This is a genomic window from Labrenzia sp. 5N, from assembly GCF_012395805.1.
GTDB lineage: Bacteria > Pseudomonadota > Alphaproteobacteria > Rhizobiales > Stappiaceae > Roseibium > Roseibium algicola.
In genome coordinates this window covers 22,289-39,828 of the sequence record NZ_JAAZTM010000003.1, presented here as the reverse complement: position 1 = coordinate 39,828, position 17,540 = coordinate 22,289, and the positions used below count along the sequence as shown (strand labels likewise).

General features: G+C 59.2%; 17 protein-coding genes. 9 read left to right on the top strand and 8 right to left on the bottom strand.

Annotated features, from left to right (window positions below; translation table 11 throughout):
• Nucleotides 1-25: 25 nt before the first annotated feature.
• Both HEP89_RS02755 and HEP89_RS02750 read right to left on the bottom strand, forming a co-directional pair.
• Nucleotides 26-832, bottom strand: coding sequence for an amino acid ABC transporter permease (locus HEP89_RS02755; RefSeq protein WP_077290712.1), 807 nt, complete (start codon nt 830-832; stop codon nt 26-28).
• Nucleotides 833-955: 123 nt separating this feature from the next.
• Nucleotides 956-1,756, bottom strand: coding sequence for a transporter substrate-binding domain-containing protein (locus HEP89_RS02750; RefSeq protein ID WP_023001979.1), 801 nt, complete (start codon nt 1,754-1,756; stop codon nt 956-958).
• A 198-nt stretch (nt 1,757-1,954) separates the two neighbouring features.
• On the opposite strand from HEP89_RS02750, the gene HEP89_RS02745 reads away from it, so the two are divergent.
• Nucleotides 1,955-3,463 carry an AMP nucleosidase gene (locus tag HEP89_RS02745; RefSeq protein WP_062490216.1) on the top strand — a complete coding sequence of 503 codons (1,509 nt, stop codon included), beginning with the start codon at nt 1,955-1,957 and terminating at the stop codon, nt 3,461-3,463.
• Nucleotides 3,464-3,688: 225 nt separating this feature from the next.
• Here the strand turns inward: HEP89_RS02745 and HEP89_RS02740 are convergent, their stop codons facing one another.
• The 4 genes from HEP89_RS02740 to mutY all read right to left on the bottom strand — a co-directional run bounded on the left by HEP89_RS02740 (nt 3,689) and on the right by mutY (nt 7,285).
• Complete coding sequence (locus HEP89_RS02740) at nt 3,689-4,795, bottom strand: Gfo/Idh/MocA family oxidoreductase (RefSeq protein WP_075282289.1); 1,107 nt, start codon at nt 4,793-4,795, stop codon at nt 3,689-3,691.
• Nucleotides 4,796-4,878: 83 nt separating this feature from the next.
• Nucleotides 4,879-5,364, bottom strand: a complete 486-nt coding sequence (bfr, locus tag HEP89_RS02735; protein WP_023001976.1) for a bacterioferritin — start codon at nt 5,362-5,364, stop codon at nt 4,879-4,881.
• 209 nt (nt 5,365-5,573) lie between these two features.
• Nucleotides 5,574-6,122: a 2OG-Fe(II) oxygenase gene (locus HEP89_RS02730; protein WP_023001975.1), complete on the bottom strand. Its 549-nt coding sequence runs from the start codon at nt 6,120-6,122 to the stop codon at nt 5,574-5,576.
• An 83-nt stretch (nt 6,123-6,205) separates the two neighbouring features.
• Entirely contained in the window at nt 6,206-7,285 is a 1,080-nt protein-coding gene (gene mutY / locus HEP89_RS02725) for an A/G-specific adenine glycosylase (protein WP_168691289.1), read from the bottom strand.
• A 224-nt stretch (nt 7,286-7,509) separates the two neighbouring features.
• Between mutY and HEP89_RS02720 the strand changes: the two genes are divergently transcribed.
• The 8 genes from HEP89_RS02720 to HEP89_RS02685 all read left to right on the top strand — a co-directional run bounded on the left by HEP89_RS02720 (nt 7,510) and on the right by HEP89_RS02685 (nt 15,394).
• The gene (locus HEP89_RS02720) at nt 7,510-8,019 is read left to right on the top strand and encodes a DciA family protein (protein ID WP_031269719.1); all 510 of its coding nucleotides are present in this window, start codon (nt 7,510-7,512) and stop codon (nt 8,017-8,019) included.
• 364 nt (nt 8,020-8,383) lie between these two features.
• Nucleotides 8,384-9,019, top strand: a complete 636-nt coding sequence (locus HEP89_RS02715) for a thioredoxin domain-containing protein (RefSeq protein ID WP_023001972.1) — start codon at nt 8,384-8,386, stop codon at nt 9,017-9,019.
• An 87-nt stretch (nt 9,020-9,106) separates the two neighbouring features.
• Entirely contained in the window at nt 9,107-12,565 is a 3,459-nt protein-coding gene (gene smc, locus HEP89_RS02710; protein WP_168691288.1) for a chromosome segregation protein SMC, read from the top strand.
• A gap of 212 nt (nt 12,566-12,777) precedes the next feature.
• Nucleotides 12,778-13,164: an AtpZ/AtpI family protein gene (locus tag HEP89_RS02705; RefSeq protein WP_023001970.1), complete on the top strand. Its 387-nt coding sequence runs from the start codon at nt 12,778-12,780 to the stop codon at nt 13,162-13,164.
• Between the two features lie 53 nt (nt 13,165-13,217).
• On the top strand, nt 13,218-13,967 hold the full coding sequence (locus tag HEP89_RS02700; protein ID WP_023001969.1) for a F0F1 ATP synthase subunit A: 750 nt from the start codon (nt 13,218-13,220) through the stop codon (nt 13,965-13,967).
• Nucleotides 13,968-14,037: 70 nt separating this feature from the next.
• Entirely contained in the window at nt 14,038-14,262 is a 225-nt protein-coding gene (locus HEP89_RS02695; protein WP_006935776.1) for a F0F1 ATP synthase subunit C, read from the top strand.
• Between the two features lie 81 nt (nt 14,263-14,343).
• The gene (locus HEP89_RS02690) at nt 14,344-14,904 is read left to right on the top strand and encodes a F0F1 ATP synthase subunit B (protein WP_023001968.1); all 561 of its coding nucleotides are present in this window, start codon (nt 14,344-14,346) and stop codon (nt 14,902-14,904) included.
• A gap of 10 nt (nt 14,905-14,914) precedes the next feature.
• Complete coding sequence (locus tag HEP89_RS02685; protein WP_023001967.1) at nt 14,915-15,394, top strand: F0F1 ATP synthase subunit B; 480 nt, start codon at nt 14,915-14,917, stop codon at nt 15,392-15,394.
• 203 nt (nt 15,395-15,597) lie between these two features.
• Here the strand turns inward: HEP89_RS02685 and HEP89_RS02680 are convergent, their stop codons facing one another.
• Both HEP89_RS02680 and HEP89_RS02675 read right to left on the bottom strand, forming a co-directional pair.
• Nucleotides 15,598-16,248 (bottom strand): ribonuclease HII, encoded by a 651-nt coding sequence (locus HEP89_RS02680; protein ID WP_077293160.1) that lies wholly within the window; start codon nt 16,246-16,248, stop codon nt 15,598-15,600.
• A 45-nt stretch (nt 16,249-16,293) separates the two neighbouring features.
• Nucleotides 16,294-17,406 carry a PA0069 family radical SAM protein gene (locus HEP89_RS02675; RefSeq protein ID WP_228148111.1) on the bottom strand — a complete coding sequence of 371 codons (1,113 nt, stop codon included), beginning with the start codon at nt 17,404-17,406 and terminating at the stop codon, nt 16,294-16,296.
• Nucleotides 17,407-17,540 lie beyond the last annotated feature (134 nt).

Sequence of the window (17,540 nt, the reverse complement as noted above, 5' to 3'; positions counted from 1 at the left end):
AGAAAGGCGTGGTCAGGCGAAAACCTTAGCGCTCCTGGATCTGCTTTGCCCGTTCAAATTTGCGCAGGGCCAGCGAAAGCGTGATCGTCATCATCAGGTAGATCAGCGCGACGACATTGTAGGTCTCGAAGTACCGGAAGGAGCCGGCAGCGTAGACCTTGCCCAGCTGAGTGATATCCGCGACACCCAGAACCGAGACCAGCGAGCTGTCCTTGATCAGGGCGACGAAATCATTGCCGAGGGGCGGCAGGATGGTCTTCAGGGCCTGCGGGAAGATGATCAGGCGGAAGCGAAGCCAACCGTTCATGCCGAGTGCTTCGGCGGCCTCGATCTGTCCCTTGTCGACCGCCTGGATGCCTGCCCGAAACACCTCGGCAATGAAGGCCGAATAGCCGATGGTCAGCGCGAGAACAGCGCGCCAGAGCAGGGGGAAATCCCGCGTGCGCAGCGGATCCAGACCCAGAGGTTCCACAATGGCGTTGACCCCGGCAATGAACAGCGGTGTTGCGACGAAGGCGATATAGAGCAGAAGCACGATGATCGGCATGCCGCGCACGATCTCGACGTAGAACCGGGCCATCTGCCGCAAGACGATTGATCCGGACAGGGAGGCAAGCGCCAGCAGGAGCCCGATCAGGGAGGCGCAGAAGAAGGCGACAAGCGTGACGAAGACCGTCAGTCCGATACCACGCGAGACCGTCGACATGACCTGCGAATAGATGTCGTCGGTGGCGATCTGGAACAACAGGAAAACCGCAATGCCGGCGGCAGCAACAAGCCAATAGGGAAAGTCTTCCTTGGGGGCGCCGGACGGTGTCTTGTTGCGGAACATGGGTTGGTCTCGGCTCCAGCTTTGTTAACGGCAGTTCAAACGAAAATGGCCGGCATCGGGGCCAAAAGCCCGGATACCGGCCATGGAGTGGAAAGTCCAGCCGCGCAGGGGCAGAGGATGGCCTTACTGGGCGACTTTATAGTCGAAGAACCACTTCTTGTTCAGTGCATCCAGCGTGCCGTCTGTGCGCATGCTGGCGACAGCCGCATTGATCGGTTCGATCAGGTCGGAGCCTTTCGGGAAAATGAAGCCGAAGTCTTCCGAGCCCATCGGATCGCCGATCAGCTTGAAGGTGTCCGGATTGGTCGCGACATAGCCCTGGCCGCCGGTGCTGTCTGTCAGGACCAGATCGACGTCGCCGGCCTTGAGCGCCTGGACAGCGGCACCAAAGGTTTCGAACAGCTTGATGCGCGGGTTGGCTTCATCGCCATCCAGCACTTCATAAACAGTGACGTAGAAGGGGGTGGTGCCCGGTTGAGCACCGGCCAGGAAGTCCGTGTTGGAAGCAAAGCCCTTTGCATCGGTAAACCGGTCTTCATCGGCGCGCACCAGCATGAACATTTCGGACCGCATGTAGGGCTCCGAAAAGTCGACCTGCTCGGCCCTGTCTGCGCGAATGGTGATGCCGTTCATCGCCATGTCGTATTCGCCGGCGGAGATGGCAGGGATCATCGCATCCCAGCTGGTGTTCTGAAAGGTGACGTTCAGGTTCAGCCGCTTGGCGATTTCTGCAACCGCATCATATTCCCAGCCGATTGCCTCGCCAGACTTGGGGTCGACGAACTGCAGCGGTGGGTAGGTGTTTTCCGAAGCAATGACAATGTCCCGGCCACCGAGATCCGGCAGATTGTCGGCAAGGGCGGAGACGCCTGCGCCAATCAGGGAGGAAACGGCGACCGCGAGGGTCAGAACGGTTTTTTTCATGGGAAACTCCTGGTCAAAAGTTAGCCGGACTTTAGCCGCTTGCCACGGTTTGGGAAAGCCTGCTCAAATGCATCGTTGAGGCGCTTGTGCAGAAATTTTCTCTCTGCGAAAAAAAATTCAAAATCCGATGCTAGATCTATTGACCAAGGCAAGCGTTAGCGGGACTGTGAGCCCATAACAACAATAAGGAGACGGTTTATGTCCAACTCAACCAAAAACGTTTTTCATCAAGCCGCCCGCAGGGTTCGGCATGCGCCATCGCATCCGCTTGAGGTCTTTACCGACGCCAACAAGGCGGTCGACCGTTTGATCGAAATTTTTGAATCCAACACCGCCTTTCTGCGCCAGCATTTTCAGGACCTTCTGGATGGCAAGGAAATCGACGGCCGCGTGCGCGCGTTCTATCCGCAGGTCCGTATCGTGACCGACAGCCACGTCCGCCTCGACAGCCGCCTGTCTTATGGGTTCGTCTCCCGCCCTGGCACCCACGCCTCCACGATTACCCGCCCGGATCTGTTCCGTAACTATCTGGTGTCGCAGCTTTCGCTGCTGATGAAGAACCATGACGTGCCGATCCAGGTCGGCGACAGCGACATGCCGATCCCGCTGCACTTCGCTTTCTATGACGGAACGCATGTGGAAGGCGGCGCAGCAGCTGCAAATCTCGACCGTCCCCTCGCTGACATGTTCGATCTTCCCGACCTGACGGTGATGGACGATTCCATTGCCAACGGCACCTACGATCCGGCCGACGGTGTGATGCCGCTGGCATCCTTCACGGCGCCGCGCGTCGACTATTCCCTGCACCGCCTGCAGCACTACACCGCGACAAAAGCCGAGCATTTCCAGAACTACGTGCTTTTCACGAACTACCAGTTCTACATCGACGAGTTCTGCCGCATGTCCAAGGCGTTGCTGTTGCAGCCGGACAGTGGTTACGAGGCGTTTGTTTCCCCCGGCAACGTGGTGCTGGAGGCAGGGCAGACACAGCCGGATGGCGAAGAGCTGACAAAACTGCCCCAGATGCCGGCGTATCACCTGAAGCGGGCTGACGGCAGCGGCATCACCATGGTCAACATCGGTGTCGGGCCGTCCAACGCCAAAACCATTACCGACCATATCGCGGTGCTGCGCCCGCATGTCTGGCTGATGCTCGGTCACTGCGCAGGCCTCAGGAACAGCCAGACACTCGGTGACTATGTGCTGGCCCATGGGTATGTGCGAGAGGACAATGTGCTCGACCAGGACCTGCCGATCTGGGTGCCGATCCCGCCGCTCGCCGAAGTGCAGGTTGCACTGGAAGACGCGGTTGCCGAAATCACCGGCATCGATGGGTATGAATTGAAACGTGTCATGCGCACGGGAACCGTCGTATCGCTCGACAACCGAAACTGGGAACTCTGGGACCAGCCGGAACTGGTCAAGCGGTTCTCCCAGTCCCGTGCCATCGCGCTCGATATGGAATCGGCAACCATCGCGGCCAACGGCTTCCGCTTCCGGGTGCCTTATGGCACGCTGCTGTGCATCTCGGACAAGCCGCTCCATGGCGAATTGAAACTGCCGGGCATGGCGACCGACTTCTACAAACGCCAGGTCGCCCAGCATCTCCAGATCGGCATCAGGGCAATGGAGAAGATGCGAGACATGACGGCAGAACGCTTGCATTCCCGCAAGCTCCGCAGCTTTGCCGAGACGGCGTTCCAGTAGGGCGTGCAGAGCTGGCAGGAAGTTTCCCGATTTATGACTGTCGCCCCGGGCGAGCAAAGCGAGACCCGGGGCCAAGTCATTTCCAGAGAAATGACCTGGCGCGGCAAGAGGTTGGCAGAACCTCCTGCTTTGGCAAGCTGACTTGCGAGTAGGCCCCGGATCTGGGCTGCGCTTGCCCGGGGAAACAGCCTGGAGAACAACGCTCGCCCCCAGCCGCCCCGTCGGTCAAACCGTTGCCCACGTACCGGTCTTCGACGATTTCCAGGCAGCTTCCGTGACCAGTTGCACCTCCAGCCCGTCCCGGAAGGTCGGCCAGACAGGTGTTCCGGTTTCGATGGCCTTCAGGAAGTCCCGCATCTCGATAATGATCTGGTCCTGATAACCGGTTCCGTGACCGGGGCCCTGACAGAAGGGCAGGTAATCGGGATGTGCCGGTCCGGTCAGGATCTTGCGGAAGCCGCGTTCCGCCTCCGGCCCTTCGGCAAGGTAAAGCCAGAGCGCGTTCTGGTCTTCCTGGTCGAAGCGGATCGAACCTTTGTCACCGTATATCTCGTAGGCGTAACCCATCTTCCGGCCGGTGGCGACACGGCTGATGAAGAGATGACCCATCGCACCGTTTTGAAAGCGGCACATCAGATGGGCCTGGTCGTCATTGGTGACCGCCTCCGGCCCGTTTGCGCCGGGACGTTCGGAGTGGACGGTCTGGATATCCGCACTAACGCTGGAGATCGGCCCGGCAAGACGCAGGGCGGCGTTGATGATGTGAGGGGCGAGATCGCCCATGCATCCATTGCTTATGTCCTTGGTACGCCAGTGCGACGGCGTTTGCGGATCTGACAGAAAATCCTCGGTGTGTTCAGCGCGAATATAGTGGATCTGACCAATCCGGCCTGACTGGACAAGGTCATGGGCAAATTGGCTTGCAGGAGTGCGAATGTAATTGAAGCCGGTCATGTTCGGCAGGCCGGAGGCTTCTGCCGCCGCCATCATCCTGCGGCAATCTTCGGCGTGGCTGGCAAGCGGCTTTTCGCAAAAGACAGCCTTGCCGTTTTCAAAGGCGGCGATTGCGATATCCATGTGGGTCGACTGGGGCGAGGCAATCACAACCGCATCGATCGCCGGGTCGGCAACGACAGTGCGCCAGTCGTCCGTCGCCCGGTTGAACCCGAAAGCACGGGCCTTTTCACGGGCGCCTTCCAGCGTCGTTGCACAGATCGTCTCGCAAATCGGGCGCAGGCCTGTGTCGAAAACCGACGCCACTGATTTCAGGGCAACAGCATGGGCCTTGCCCATATAGCCTGTTCCGATCAGCCCGATCCGGATTTCCGTCATGGTTTCGCACCTCCAATTGCAATGAAAAAGCCGGTGCAGACCTGCACCGGCTTCAACATAACCAATGAAATGGCCGCTTGCGACTACTCGGCTTCGTCGGCTGGTGCGGCATTCAACATGCCGTAGCGCTCGACACCGATCTTTTCCAGAAGGTCGATCTGGGTTTCCAGGAAGTCGATATGGCCTTCCTCGTCGGACAGCAGCTCTTCGAAAAGCTGCATGGAAACATAGTCGCCTTCTTCGCGGCAAACATCGCGGGACTTGGCATAGGCCGTGCGGGCGTCATATTCGCCGGCAAGGTCTGATTCCAGCACTTCCTTGATGTTCTGGCCGATGCGCAGCGGTGCGACCTTCTGCATGTTCGGATGGCCTTCCAGGAAGATGATGCGGTCGACCAGCTTGTCGGCGTGCTGCATTTCCTCGATGGATTCTTCACGTTCCTTCTTGGCAAGGCGCGCAAAGCCCCAGTCGCTCAGGAGGCGGTAGTGAAGCCAGTACTGGTTGATGGCGCCGAGCTCCAGAAACAGAGCTTCGTTCAGGCACTCAATGACTTTTTCATTCCCTTTCACGGCAGAGCCTCCTTATTGCAAACCGATCTTTGTTTAGAATTATTCTAGAGTAATTCACGGCAGGCGCAAGGGTCCATTGCGCACGGAAGTGTAACTTCCACTGGTTACACCCCGAAACAGCGAATTGAAACCGATCACGTGCACTTTGACGTTTTTCCGGGTGCGAAGAGCAAGCTTCGGAGCCGTAGACACCTGTCCCCGCTCAGATCTCACCGAAAGCGGGGGCCGTGGCTCCAGCAGGTCAGGGAGTAGCGGGTGCCCTTGGTCACGGGTACGACCCTGTGCAGCATGAAACTGGCAAACAGCGTTGCACAGCCCTGTTCACGCGATGCGGCCATCACCTTGTGTCCAAGGCTGATTTCCAGCGCGCCACCTTCATAGTCCTGTGAAGGGGAAAGCTGGGTGACGATGGTTGCCTTTCGGAATTGCGCGATCGGGCCTTCGCCGACATCGGAATGCCAGTCGTAATGGCCTTCTTCACTTTCGTCGTAGATGGCGACCTGCAGTTTCTCCCGAAACTCGGTGATGTCGAAATCGAAAGCCTCGCGGTTGGCCTTTGCAACGGCGGTCATCACGCGGTTCAAAACCCATCCCGCATCGCCTTCGTCATCAAGCCAGCTGATTCTGGCCCGGCGGATGTCACCCTGCTGCTTGCCACCGACGAGGCCGCCCGTATCCTGAGCTTCGGCCCGGCTCAGGCGGATGATTTCATCGCAGTCCTTTTGAGAGAAGAGTGCGTCATAGGAATAGGTGAACATCGAGGCTCAGATCCAAGGATTGGGTGCGCTGTTCAACATCCAAACCGGACAAACTGCAACTGTTTTCTTGAGCCGGGAAAGAACTATTTCCGGGGGCTTTCGAACGCAGCGGCAAGAGCCTTCTTCATAACCGTTGGAAGTGCTTCGGTTTCAATGACTTCCGGGGTCGACCACCAGCCACCGTCAAGCAGTGGAGTGGTGTCTGCCGTAAGGTCGGCCCGATAGACGGTGAGCCGCAAATGGAAATGGGTGAAGGTGTGTTTCACTTCCACCGGGCGCTGCCGCCAATCCGCTGGAAACGGTGCGAAGTCTGGAGCTGCTTCTGGGGAGAAATCCTCTGCCCATTCGGTCCCCGGCACTTCGCTCATCCCGCCAAGAAGGCCTCTTGGTGGGCGGCGGCGCAACAGCACGGCCCCCGTCGCCGTATCGACAGCCACGAATGCAGCTCCAAAACGGGTGGGTTTTTCCTTCTTGGGTGCTTTGCGCGGCAGTGTTTCGGCAAGGCTTGAGGATTGCACCTTGCAGATAGAGCGCCACGGGCAGAGCGCGCAGGCCGGACGTCTGGGCGTACAGATGGTTGCGCCAAGGTCCATGACCGCCTGTGCAAAGTCACCGGGCCGTTGGTCCGGTGTCAGGCCAGCCATTTTCGCCTTTATTTCTGGTTTGGCGTCCGGAAGCGGTGTTTCGATCTGGAAAAGTCGTGTCAGCACCCGCTCCACGTTGCCGTCGACCACTGCCGCGTGCCGGTCAAACGCGATGGTTGCGATGGCGGCAGCCGTATAGGGGCCGATGCCCGGCAGCTTCAGCAATGCGTCTTCGTCTTCCGGAAAGCGGCCGTCGTGATCACGGGCAACGGTTTCTGCGCATTTTTTCAAATTGCGCGCCCGCGAGTAATAGCCTAGGCCCGCCCAGGCTTTCATGACGTCTTCTTCAGCCGCGGCGGCAAGATCGGTTACGGTTGGCCAGCTTCGCGTAAACTTCGTGAAATAGTCTTTGACGGCGGCAACGGTCGTTTGCTGAAGCATGACTTCGGACAGCCAGATCCGGTAGGGATCGGGGACTTCGCCCAGTAGGCGGTCTTCCGGGGAAACCCGCCAGGGCAAGCGCCGGGCATGACGGTCGTACCAGTCGAGAAGCAGTCGGGAAGGGGAAGCAGACGCCATGAGATCAGCAGAACAAGTGGTGTTGATATGAAGCAGCAAGCCTTGGATAGCCTGGGGACAACTTGGCTGATAAAGGCAGTGCGGTGAGGTTGGGGAAAGTATTCGTCGTCATTTTGTCGTATTCTATTGAGACACAACACCCCAATCCGGAAAACGGCCGGCAAATCGCCGCACCTTACATCTGGATGAGGAGGTAGGCTATTAGCGCTACAAAGGCAAATCCCGTGCACGCCTCGAAGGGGGTGAAATCGCTGGCCGATCTTGTCGGCAAGGCGATGACGCCTGTTTGCCGGAAGCGTGGATTTGCGTCCGTCGATATCATTGCCTCCTGGGCCGATATTGTCGGCGAGCGTTACGGCACGCGCGTGCAGCCGGACAGGCTGATTTGGCCGCGGCAGCCTGAACGCGGCGACCCGGAAAACCCGCCGGAACCGGCGACGCTGGTGGTGCACACCGACGGGGCGACAGCCTTGATCCTGTCTCATGACAGTGCCCAGGTGATCGAGCGTATCAATACTTTCTATGGCTGGCGGGCCATCGGCCGCATCAAGATCCTGCAGAAGCCGGTTCTGGTGAAGCAGCCCGTGCGCAAGAAGCCCTTGCGCGACTTGACGCAAACCGAGGAACAGCAGCTCGAAGCGCGGCTGGAGGGGGTGGAGAACGACCGCCTGCGGCAGGCGCTCAGGAAGCTTGGCGCCCAGGTTATCGCCCGCAGCGCAGAAGATGCGGCCTGACGGTCCACATTACTTCTTCCAATAACAACTCTGTGAAACCGGCATTGGCAAACGTGCCGCCGACTTTGGCATGATATCGAAGAACTCAGGATTTCCCTTGTGTTGGTGTCGGCGGGTCAAGGGAGGATGCCAGTATTTAATAGCCTTTGACCGTCCTCGCTCCTGCCACATTTGATAAGCTTTGTTGACGCCGCCTGCCCGAGAGGGCACAGAAAGCGGCAAGCTGGTTCATCCTGCATTCAGCTGAACGCAAATAGGGTGGCCCGGTATCAATTAACCCGATCGGCCAGGATATCCGACAGGATGTGCTTCGATCCACGCACCGGCCGGTGCAGCGCTTGATTAATGTGACAGGACGATCTTCGTGACCCAGACCCGTAGACAGTTTCTCAAAACCACTGCCCTGGCGACGGCCGCATTCTGCCTTGCCGGTTCGAGCTTGGCTCTTGCGCAGGCCGTCGACCAGGACGAGCTGGTCAAACCCGGCCCGCTGGGCGACAAGATTCTTGGCGACGAAAACGCGCCGGTCACGATTGTGGAATACGCATCCATGACCTGCGGACATTGCGCCAATTTCCATGAGCGTACCTATCCGGCCCTGAAGGCCGACTACATCGATACCGGCAAGGTTCGCTTCATTTTCCGCGAATTCCCGCTGGATCCGGTTGCGGCCGGCGCGTTCATGCTCGCCCGCTGCGCTCCTGCGGACAAATATTTCGAGATTGTGGACATCATGTTCGAACAGCAGCGGACCTGGGCGTTTACCGACAATCCGTACCAATCCATGCTCGACTTTTCCAAGCAGATAGGTTTTACAAAAGAGTCCTTTGAGGAATGCTTGGGGAACCAGGGTCTGCTCGACGCCATCGATGCGGTGAAAAACCGCGGTGCAAACGAGTTTGGCGTGAACTCCACCCCGACGTTCTTCATCAATGGCGAAAAGCACTCGGGGGCGCTTTCGATTGAAGAGATGGGCAAACTTATTGACGCAAACCTCTAGACTGGCGGTCTGTCCGCCGGTCTTTTCGGTATGCGCCGATCAAGCTCGTGATCTTCAGGTGTCCGTGTCCAGGAGGCACGGGCGCCAATGAAATTTTCCAAGCTCCGCATTGTCGGTTTCAAATCCTTCGTCGAACCGATGGAGTTCATCATCGGCAACGGCCTGACCGGTGTGGTCGGGCCGAATGGCTGCGGCAAGTCCAATCTTGTCGAGGCCCTTCGCTGGGTGATGGGCGAAAACTCCTACAAGAACATGCGTGCGTCCGGCATGGACGACGTCATCTTTTCCGGCAGCCTGAACCGCCCGGCGCGCAACACCGCGGAAGTGACGCTCTACCTGGAAAACCAGGACCGTACGGCGCCTGCCGCTTTCAATGATGCCGATGCGCTTGAAGTCAGCCGCCGTATCGAACGCGAGCAGGGTTCCAACTACAAGATCAACGCCAAGGATGTGCGTGCGCGTGACGTGCAGCTTCTTTTTGCCGACGCATCCACAGGCGCCAGGTCACCTGCCATGGTGCGCCAGGGGCAGATTGGCGAGCTGATTGCCGCCAAACCGACCTCCCGCAGGCAGATCCTGGAAGAAGCCGCCGGTATCTCCGGTCTGCATTCGCGCCGGCATGAGGCGGAAATTCGCCTTCGCGCCGCAGAGCAGAACCTGGAACGACTGGAAGATGTCCTCGTTCAGATCGACAGCCAGCTCGACAATCTGCGCCGCCAGTCGCGCCAGGCTTCGCGCTATCGTAACCTGTCGTCTGAAATCCGCGGGGCTGAAGCCTCGATCCTTTACATTCGCTGGACCGAGGCGCGCGATGCGCTGGGAACAGCCGAAAGCCATTTTGCCGAAGCCCAGAAGCAGGTGAACGAAGCCACCGGTCTGCAGGTGGAAAGCGCCCGCATCCAGGCTATCGCCGCCCACAAGCTGCCGGAACTGCGCGAGGATGCGGCAAGGGCGGGCGCCGCCTTGCAGCGGCTGGTGATCGCCCGCAACGAACTGGACGCGGAAGAACGGCGGGTAAAGGAAAAGCTTCAGGATCTGGAGCGCCGCCTGGTGCAGCTGGCGGAAGATATCCGGCGCGAACAGTCCATGGTGTCCGAGAACGACGAGGTTCTGGAGCGCTTGTCGGAAGAACGCGCAGAGCTACTGGAAGAAAACGAGATGGTGCAGGAGCGCACCGAAAGCGCTCGTGAAAAGGTGGCCGAGGCCGAAGAGACCGTGGGAACGCTGGAGAACCAGTTGTCCGACCTGACCGCGGCCGAAGCGCGTGCAACCGCCGAACGCCGCCAGTTGGAGCGGGCAGTCGCGGAAAGCCGCCAGCGCTCGGACCGGTTGTTAGCTCAGGCTCAGGACGCTCAGAAGGCTCTTCAGGAAATCAACGAACGCATGGCCGAACAGGACGGCGTTTCCGAGAACCGGGAAGCGCTGGAGATGGCCGAGGAATCTCTTCTGGAGGCGGAAGCTGCCGCGGAAGAAGCCGAAACCGCGACCCGTGAAGCGCGCGAACAGGAACAGTCCGCACGTGGACCCGTTGGTGATGCCCGCCAGATGCTGCAGGGCCTCGAGACAGAGGCAAGGACGCTGGAGCAGGTGCTGAATGTTCACTCCGAACAGGATCACACGCCGGTTGTCGAGCAGATCCAGGTGGAGCAGGGCTTTGAAACGGCTCTGGGGGCGGCACTTGGTGAAGACCTTGATGCCTCACTTGAAGAAGCTGCTGCTGTTCGCTGGGGTGGTGTCCTCTCTCATGATGGCGATCCAGCCTTGCCGGCAGGAACCCGCAGTCTGGCCGAGGTGGTTGAAGCCCCTGTCGAGCTGAGCCGCCGCCTGCGCCAGATCGGCCTTGTCGACCAGACCGACGGGCCAGGCCTGCGCACGACCCTGAAACCGGGGCAATGTCTGGTTTCCGTGGAAGGCGACCTGTGGCGCTGGGATGGATTCGTAATCGCGGCCAATGCGCCGACACCGGCGGCACAGCGCCTGGCGCAGAAGAACCGCCTTGCTGAACTCGGAGATGAAATCGAGCAGGCCCGGCGCGAGCTTGAGGATCGTCAGCAGGCACTGGAAGGTGCCGCAACGAGGGTTCGGCAGGCCGTCGAACTTGAACAGATGGCCAGGGGCAAGGTTCGTGACGGCCAGCGTCAGGCGGCCGCGGCGCGCGAAGCCCTGGCTGCGGCGGAAAGGGCCGTTTCCCAGTTCGCCGCCAAGCTGGAAGCTGCGCAGGACCGGGCACAGCGTCTTGGTGAAGAGGCCGAGCTGGCACGTGAACAACTGGCAGAGGCCGAAGAACGCCTGGAAGAAGCGCCAGACGGAACCAGCTATCGCGATCGTATTGAAGAACTGCAGGGGCAGGTCGCGGCCGCACGCGGCGCCCTGGCCGAGGCTAGGGCCGTTGCAGAGGGGCTTGCCCGCGAACAGCAGATGCGTGACCGGCGGCTTGAAGCCATCGCCCGGGAATATGACGGCTGGAAGACCCGTGCTGCCAATGCCGCCCAGCAGATTTCCATTTTGCAGGAACGGCGTGAAGAAGCGGAAGAAGAGCGGGCCGAGCTGATCGAGGCGCCAGAAGACATCGAAATCAAGCGCCGCGACGTGTTTTCCGCCATTGCCAAGGCAGAAGAGGAAAAGAAGGCGCGGGACGATCAGCTTCAGCAGGCGGAACTGGATCTTGCCGACGTCGACCGTGCAGCCAAGGCCGCGATGGAAGCGATGGCGGGCGCACGAGAAGAGAAGATTCGCGCCGAGGAACGGCTGGAAGCCGCCCGCGACCGCAAGCAGAACCTGGAACGGCGGATCGACGAGGACCTGGAGGTTGCGGTAACGGCATTGCCGGAAATCGCTGGTCTGAAGGAAGGCGCACCGCTGCCGGATCCCGATTCCATGGAGCGCAAGCTGGAACGGCTGAAGGCGGAGCGCGAACGGCTTGGCGGCGTTAACCTGCGCGCGGAGGAGGAGCTGCGCGAAATCGACGATCAGAAGACCACGCTGACCTCGGAGCGCGACGACCTGATCGAGGCGATTCGCCGTCTGCGAACAGGGATTTCGAATCTCAACCGCGAGGCGCGCGAACGTCTGCTCGCCTCCTTCGAGATCGTCAACGGTCATTTCCAGCGCTTGTTCACTCATCTTTTCGGCGGGGGCACGGCCGAACTCCAGCTGGTCGATTCCGATGATCCGCTGGATGCGGGGCTGGAAATCATTGCGCGCCCTCCCGGCAAGAAGCCACAGACCATGACGCTGCTGTCGGGTGGTGAGCAGGCACTCACGGCCATGTCCCTGATTTTCGCGGTCTTCCTGACCAACCCTGCGCCGATCTGCGTGCTCGACGAGGTCGATGCACCGCTGGATGACGCGAACGTGGAGCGTTACTGCGATCTCCTGGACGAGATGGCCAAGAGCACGGAAACCAGATTTGTGGTGATCACGCACAATCCGATCACCATGGCGCGCATGAACCGTCTCTTCGGCGTGACGATGGCCGAGCGCGGGGTTTCCCAGCTTGTTTCGGTCGATCTGGAGACGGCAGAGCGATTCCGCGAAACTGGCTAAGATTGCGTCTGGTGCGGCACTGCCGCGAAAACCTTATGCAACTTAGGTCTGGCTGATTCTGTTAAAACAGAAAAGATCTATATTTTTCAAGTGGATAGAGTTTAGTGCAGGCTTCTTGACACGGCATGAGGTGCCGACTATGGTGCGCGCGGCTTAGGGGGCTCCCCAGTTGTCGGATCAAGCATGTCGGCGCGAGCTGAGGACTTAAGAACATGTCTTCGCAAAACGGCGATAACAAGGATCGGGCGGTTGGTTCCCCGGAAGCAGGTCTGTCGGAACGGCGGGCTCAATTGAACCGGAAGCTTGATGACATAAGGGTGGTTGAAGAAAAGACCGCTCGGAAGTCGCAAAGCAGCTCATCCGGATACGCGCAGGCAATGAAACTCTCTTCGGAGTTTATCGCCGGCGTGCTGGTGGGGGCCGGGATTGGTTGGGTTGCCGACCAGTGGCTTGGGACGTCGCCTTTCGGGCTGATTGTCTTTCTGTTGCTGGGTTTCGTAGCCGGGGTCTTGAACGTTCTGCGCGCGGCCGGTGTAGTCGAGCAGCCGGATGCCAAGGTCCAGCGCGAAAAAGACGTTCAGAACGACAGATCGAAATAGAATTTGTCGCGCCTTCTGGCGCATTGATATGAACGAACGAAGAAGGCTGGCCGGTGGCGAACGATCCGATCCATCAGTTCCATATCCAGACGCTATTCCCGATTGAAGTCGGGGGCATGGATTTCTCTTTTACCAACTCTTCGTTGTTCATGGTTTTGACCGTGGCGGCGACGTCTGCATTCCTGATTTTCTCGACCAGTGGCCGCGGACTCGTTCCGACCCGCCTGCAGTCGATTTCGGAAATGGCGTATGAGTTTGTTGCCGGAACATTGCGAAGTTCAGCAGGAACGGAAGGGATGCGCTTCTTCCCTCTCGTGTTCTCGCTCTTCATGTTCGTTCTGGTTGCCAATCTGTTCGGGATGTTCCCGTACTTCTTTACCATCACCAGCCACATCATCGTGACCTTCGCCCTGGCGATGCTGGTGATCCTTACCGTGATCATTTACGGCTTCATGAAAAACGGCATGAAGTTCCTCAAGCTCTTCGTCCCCAGCGGCGTGCCCGGTGCACTGATCCCGCTCGTGACGCTGATCGAGGTGATCTCGTTCCTTTCGCGCCCGATCAGCCTGTCCGTTCGTCTTTTCGCGAACATGCTCGCCGGTCACATCACGCTGAAAGTGTTCTCCGGATTCATCGTCAGCCTTAGCGCGATGGGTGCGGTCGGTATCTTCGGATCCATTCTCCCTCTCGGAATGACGGTTGCCCTGACGGCTCTGGAATTCCTGGTCGCGTTCCTGCAGGCATACGTCTTCACCGTTCTGACCTGCATGTACCTGAACGACGCCATTCATCCTTCACACTGAGGGTAACCCAATCACACGGCCATTGCGCCGCGAGTGAGCAATCTGCAAACACCATTTAGGAGCACGTGTCATGGAAGCAGAAGCAGCAAAATACATCGGTGCCGGTATCGCATGCCTGGGCATGGGCGGCGCAGGCATCGGCCTTGGCAACATTTTCGGTAACTACCTCGCAGGCGCTCTGCGCAACCCGTCCGCTGCTGATGGCCAGTTCGGCCGTCTGATCTTCGGCTTCGCCGTGACGGAAGCTCTGGGCATCTTCTCCCTGCTGGTGGCTCTGATCCTCCTGTTCGCTTAATCGCTAAACCTTAGCGACTATCGATGCGACTCCGGTGGCGGCGCTCTCTAGCGCCGCCCAGCCGGATTTAGGAGACTGGAAATGGCAGGCCAAACTCACTCGACCACAGAAGGCATGCACGAAGCCATAGAAGTGCCGGCCGCAGAGCATGGCGCGGGTTTCCCGCCTTTTGACAGCACCACATTCGCCTCCCAGCTCTTGTGGCTCGCGATCACGTTCGGCGTGTTCTACTGGATCATGAAGAATGTGGCCGTTCCGCGGATCGCAGGCATTCTGGAAGACCGCAGGGACCGTATCGCCGGTGACATTTCCGAAGCCAACCGGCTGCAGGAAGAAACCGACGCTGCGATCGCAGCTTACGAGCAGGCGCTGGCCGAGGCCCGCAACAAGGCTCATGGCATTGCCCACGAGACGCGGACCAAGCTCAAGGCAGATCACGAAGCTCGCCGCGAAAAGGCGGAAGCCGAGCTGAACGGGAAGCTGAAAGCGGCTGAAGCACAGATCGCTGCAACCAAGACCGATGCCCTTTCTCAGATCGGGGATATTGCCGGAGAAACCGCTTCAGCGCTCGTTGAGCAGCTGATGGGCAAAGCTCCGACCAAGACCGACCTGACCAAGGCGCTCAAGTCGGCGATGAACTGAGGAGACCGTCATGGATGCTACATTTTGGGCCCTGATCGGTCTTATCCTGTTCTTCGTCGTGATTTTCTACGTCAAGGTTCCGGCCAAGATCAACGGTTCACTGGACGAACGCGCAGAAACCATCCGCAAGGAACTGGAAGACGCACGCAAGATGCGTGAAGAAGCCCAGGCTCTCTTGTCCGAGTATCAGCGCAAGCGTCATGAAGCCGAAAGCGAAGCGGAAGCCATCATCGCAGAAGCCAACTCGGAAGCCGAGCGCCTGACGCTCGAAACCAGCCAGGCTCTGGAAGAAATGATTGCTCGCCGTACCAAGGCTGCGGAAGACAAGATTGCACAGGCTGAAAGCCAGGCAGTCGCTGAAGTCCGTGCCAAGGCCGCTGACATTGCCGTTGCCGCTGCCGAGGAAATCCTTGCAGCGAAGGTGAAGGATAAAGTCGCCGACGACATCCTCGCCAAGAGCATTGAGCAGGTGAAGGAGCGGCTGAACTAAGTTCGGTCCACTCTGCTGACGAATTGAAGAAGCGGCCTTTCGGGGCCGCTTTTTTGTTGCGGCAGGCAATTCGCACGCTACTTGGCACTAATCGGCAGCGGTCTCTATTGCCGGTTGGTGTTGACGTGCCCGAAAGGAGAGGAGTGTCGCTGACTTGCAACGTATTTCCTGCCGTCTAAACCGACCCCGTTATGTCTGGAACCTCAAGTACCTGCAGCCAGCCTGACCGGCTTGAAGCTGAGGCGATGATGAACTGTCGGCCCATGGCGTTCCAGGGCTGCCTGATGCTGCGGCACGCCATACCCCTTGTGCTGGGCAAACCCGTAGTCCGGAAAACTGGCGTCGAGGTGAACCATCATCCGGTCCCTTGTCACCTTCGCAACGATAGAGGCAGCCGCAACGCACAGGCAGCGGCCATCTCCCTTGATCAATGCCTGCCCGGCCTGACGCAGCCCATGCGGCACATCGCGGCCGTCGACAAGAACGTAGTCGGGAACCAGAGGCAGGTGATTGACGGCTCGCATCATGGCCGAAAGGGTTGCGGTGCGAATATTGACAGCATCGATCGTTGCCGGTGAAGCGCTGGCGAGCGAGACATGGGCTGTAGCAACAATCTGCTCGAAAAGCTCTTCGCGCCGGGCTTCGGTCAGTTTCTTGGAATCATTGAGGCCAAGCGGTACCCGGTCGTAATCCAGGATAACCGCGGCCGTGACCACGGGCCCGGCCCAGGGGCCGCGACCGGCTTCGTCTACGCCGCAGAGCCGACCGTCAAAGGATTTCGCGTGCTTACGCTCGATCACAAGGTCCGGGCTATCGGGAAAGGCAAGGTCAAAGAGGGAAGGGCTGAACGTCATGAACTGCACCCTGCCGTCCGGCAGCAAGTTTCTCAAGATCTTGCGTCAAAACAGGTCCAATTGCACACCGCCTTTTTGCGGCTGGACGAAGGCCTCGGTGTTGAGCTTTCGGCGACGCAGATTGAGGCCAAGGCGTTTCGCTCCCAGCGAGAACCGTTTGGCAATCTGGTCGGCATACGGACCTCTCCCGCGCATGCGCTCGCCCCATTTGGCGTCATAGTCCTTGCCGCCGCGCATGGCGCGGATCAGGTTCATCACATGGCGGTAACGGTCCGGACGCTCTCGCAGCAGCCAGTCCCGAAAGAGTTCCGACACTTCCAGGGGAAGCCGTAAAAGGATGTAGGCGACCTCCGTCGCGCAATGCTCGGCTGCCGCTTCCAGAACGTTTTCAATTTCGCTGTCTGTCAGGGCTGGGATCACAGGCGCCATCATTACGGACGTGGGAATGCCCGCGTCGGAGAGAGCCCGGACGGCCTCAAGCCTTTTGTGGGGTGCAGACGCACGCGGCTCCATGGCCCGGCAGAGCTTCTTGTCGAGCGTCGTGACCGACAAGGCAACCTTCACCAGATTTCGTTCTGCCAGCCTCGACAGAATGTCGATATCTCGCGTGACCAGGGCTGACTTGGTTACGATCGCAACCGGGTGGGAGCAATTGTCCAGCACTTCCAGGATCTCACGCATAAGCTTGTAGCCGCGTTCCATCGGCTGGTAGGGATCAGTATTGGTGCCGATGGCGATCACGCGCGGCTGATAACCGGGGCGGGAAAGTTCACGTTCAAGCAACTGTGCGGCATTGGGTTTGGCAAACAGCCTGGTTTCGAAATCCAGGCCTGGAGACAGCCCCATGAACGCGTGGCTCGGTCTGGCGAAACAGTAGATGCATCCATGTTCGCAGCCCCGGTACGGATTGATCGAGCGGTCGAAGGAAATATCCGGCGACTCGTTTCGGGTGATGATTGTGCGCGCACGCTCTTCCTGCACCTGGGTTTTCAGCGGCGGCAGGTCTTCAAGCGTTTCCCAGCCATCGTCGAAACATTCACGAGTTAATTTCTCGAAGCGGCCGGAGGCATTGAGCGCAGCCGCGCGTCCCCGCCGCCTGTGCTCGGCAACGGAGCGGACATCGGGTACAAGGCCGGCTGCGTCGGCTGGTAGTGAAATTTCATCGGGGGGACTGAAGGGCACGCGAGAACGTCCAGGTTACGAAATGGAACATAACAAGAACATTATCACGACGCCAACGCGACGCAAGATGCTGTTTACACCTTGTGGGATTTGACCTTCAAAAGATGGTG

What these genes read in the sequence shown, in the direction of transcription:
- HEP89_RS02755 (WP_077290712.1), bottom strand. Translation starts at nt 832, where the DNA reads ATGTTCCGCAACAAGACACCGTCCGGCGCCCCCAAGGAAGACTTTCCC.
- HEP89_RS02750 (WP_023001979.1), bottom strand. Translation starts at nt 1,756, where the DNA reads ATGAAAAAAACCGTTCTGACCCTCGCGGTCGCCGTTTCCTCCCTGATT.
- HEP89_RS02745 (WP_062490216.1), top strand. Translation starts at nt 1,955, where the DNA reads ATGTCCAACTCAACCAAAAACGTTTTTCATCAAGCCGCCCGCAGGGTT.
- HEP89_RS02740 (WP_075282289.1), bottom strand. Translation starts at nt 4,795, where the DNA reads ATGACGGAAATCCGGATCGGGCTGATCGGAACAGGCTATATGGGCAAG.
- HEP89_RS02730 (WP_023001975.1), bottom strand. Translation starts at nt 6,122, where the DNA reads ATGTTCACCTATTCCTATGACGCACTCTTCTCTCAAAAGGACTGCGAT.
- mutY (WP_168691289.1), bottom strand. Translation starts at nt 7,285, where the DNA reads ATGGCGTCTGCTTCCCCTTCCCGACTGCTTCTCGACTGGTACGACCGT.
- smc (WP_168691288.1), top strand. Translation starts at nt 9,107, where the DNA reads ATGAAATTTTCCAAGCTCCGCATTGTCGGTTTCAAATCCTTCGTCGAA.
- HEP89_RS02705 (WP_023001970.1), top strand. Translation starts at nt 12,778, where the DNA reads ATGTCTTCGCAAAACGGCGATAACAAGGATCGGGCGGTTGGTTCCCCG.
- HEP89_RS02695 (WP_006935776.1), top strand. Translation starts at nt 14,038, where the DNA reads ATGGAAGCAGAAGCAGCAAAATACATCGGTGCCGGTATCGCATGCCTG.
- HEP89_RS02690 (WP_023001968.1), top strand. Translation starts at nt 14,344, where the DNA reads ATGGCAGGCCAAACTCACTCGACCACAGAAGGCATGCACGAAGCCATA.
- HEP89_RS02685 (WP_023001967.1), top strand. Translation starts at nt 14,915, where the DNA reads ATGGATGCTACATTTTGGGCCCTGATCGGTCTTATCCTGTTCTTCGTC.
- HEP89_RS02680 (WP_077293160.1), bottom strand. Translation starts at nt 16,248, where the DNA reads ATGACGTTCAGCCCTTCCCTCTTTGACCTTGCCTTTCCCGATAGCCCG.